The organism is Streptomyces sp. NPDC028305 (assembly GCF_055569495.1).
On the sequence record NZ_JBVHTN010000022.1, the window covers coordinates 1 to 2,419 of the forward strand.

Consider the following 2,419-nt stretch of genomic DNA (forward strand, 5'->3'; position numbering starts at 1 on the left):
AGCCGTAGCGAAAGCGAGTCCGAATAGGGCGATTGAGTAGCGCGCCCAAGACCCGAAGCGGAGTGATCTAGCCATGGGCAGGTTGAAGCGGAGGTAAGACTTCGTGGAGGACCGAACCCACCAGGGTTGAAAACCTGGGGGATGACCTGTGGTTAGGGGTGAAAGGCCAATCAAACTCCGTGATAGCTGGTTCTCCCCGAAATGCATTTAGGTGCAGCGTCGTGTGTTTCTTGCCGGAGGTAGAGCACTGGATAGGCGATGGGCCCTACCGGGTTACTGACCTTAGCCAAACTCCGAATGCCGGTAAGTGAGAGCGCGGCAGTGAGACTGTGGGGGATAAGCTCCATGGTCGAGAGGGAAACAGCCCAGAGCATCGACTAAGGCCCCTAAGCGTGCGCTAAGTGGGAAAGGATGTGGAGTCGCAGAGACAACCAGGAGGTTGGCTTAGAAGCAGCCATCCTTGAAAGAGTGCGTAATAGCTCACTGGTCAAGTGATTCCGCGCCGACAATGTAGCGGGGCTCAAGCGTACCGCCGAAGTCGTGTCATTGCAGCATGTGGTCTAACGATCGCTGTGATGGGTAGGGGAGCGTCGTGTGCCGGGTGAAGCAGCCGTGGAAGCGAGTTGTGGACGGTTCACGAGTGAGAATGCAGGCATGAGTAGCGATTCACACGTGAGAAACGTGTGCGCCGATTGACTAAGGGTTCCTGGGTCAAGCTGATCTGCCCAGGGTAAGTCGGGACCTAAGGCGAGGCCGACAGGCGTAGTCGATGGACAACCGGTTGATATTCCGGTACCCGCTTTGAAGCGCCAGCGCTGAACCAGGCGATGCTAAGTCCGTGAAGCCGCCCTGGATCCTTCGGGTGAAGGGGAGTGGTGGAGCCGACGGACCAGACCTGTATTAGGTGAGCGATGGGGTGACGCAGGAAGGTAGTCCAGCCCGGGCGGTGGTTGTCCCGGGGTAAGGGTGTAGCCCGAGGGGTAGGTAAATCCGTCCCTCATGAGGGGTGAGACCTGATGCCGAGCCGATTGTGGTGAAGTGGATGATCCTATGCTGTCGAGAAAAGCCTCTAGCGAGTTTCATGGCGGCCCGTACCCTAAACCGACTCAGGTGGTCAGGTAGAGAATACCGAGGCGTTCGGGTGAACTATGGTTAAGGAACTCGGCAAAATGCCCCCGTAACTTCGGGAGAAGGGGGGCCATTGCTGGTGATGAGTCTTGCACTCGGAGCTGGTGGTGGCCGCAGAGACCAGCGAGAAGCGACTGTTTACTAAAAACACAGGTCCGTGCGAAGCCGTAAGGCGATGTATACGGACTGACGCCTGCCCGGTGCTGGAACGTTAAGGGGACCGGTTAGTCACATTTCGGTGTGGCGAAGCTGAGAACTTAAGCGCCAGTAAACGGCGGTGGTAACTATAACCATCCTAAGGTAGCGAAATTCCTTGTCGGGTAAGTTCCGACCTGCACGAATGGCGTAACGACTTCTCGACTGTCTCAACCATAGGCCCGGTGAAATTGCATTACGAGTAAAGATGCTCGTTTCGCGCAGCAGGACGGAAAGACCCCGGGACCTTTACTATAGCTTGATATTGGTGTTCGGTTCGGCTTGTGTAGGATAGGTGGGAGACTGTGAAGCCGTGACGCCAGTTATGGTGGAGTCATTGTTGAAATACCACTCTGGTCGTGCTGGATGTCTAACCTGGGTCCGTGATCCGGATCAGGGACAGTGTCTGGTGGGTAGTTTAACTGGGGCGGTTGCCTCCTAAAGGGTAACGGAGGCGCCCAAAGGTTCCCTCAGCCTGGTTGGCAATCAGGTGTTGAGTGTAAGTGCACAAGGGAGCTTGACTGTGAGACCGACGGGTCGAGCAGGGACGAAAGTCGGGACTAGTGATCCGGCGGTGGCTTGTGGAAGCGCCGTCGCTCAACGGATAAAAGGTACCCCGGGGATAACAGGCTGATCTTCCCCAAGAGTCCATATCGACGGGATGGTTTGGCACCTCGATGTCGGCTCGTCGCATCCTGGGGCTGGAGTCGGTCCCAAGGGTTGGGCTGTTCGCCCATTAAAGCGGTACGCGAGCTGGGTTTAGAACGTCGTGAGACAGTTCGGTCCCTATCCGCTGTGCGCGTAGGAGTCTTGAGAAGGGCTGTCCCTAGTACGAGAGGACCGGGACGGACGAACCTCTGGTGTGCCAGTTGTTCTGCCAAGGGCATGGCTGGTTGGCTACGTTCGGGAGGGATAACCGCTGAAAGCATCTAAGCGGGAAGCCTGCTTCGAGATGAGGGCTCCCACCCACTTGATGGGGTAAGGCTCCCAGTAGACGACTGGGTTGATAGGCCAGATATGGAAGCCGGGTGACCGGTGGAGTTGACTGGTACTAATAGGCCGAGGGCTTGTCCTCAGTTGCTCGCGTCCACTGTGT

General features: G+C 56.9%; 1 rRNA gene. It reads left to right on the top strand.

Features of this window, described 5'->3' with window-relative positions:
• A 23S ribosomal RNA gene (locus ACZ4WQ_RS46840) occupies positions 1-2,398 on the top strand; the annotation flags it as partial.
• Positions 2,399-2,419: the final 21 nt, after the last annotated feature.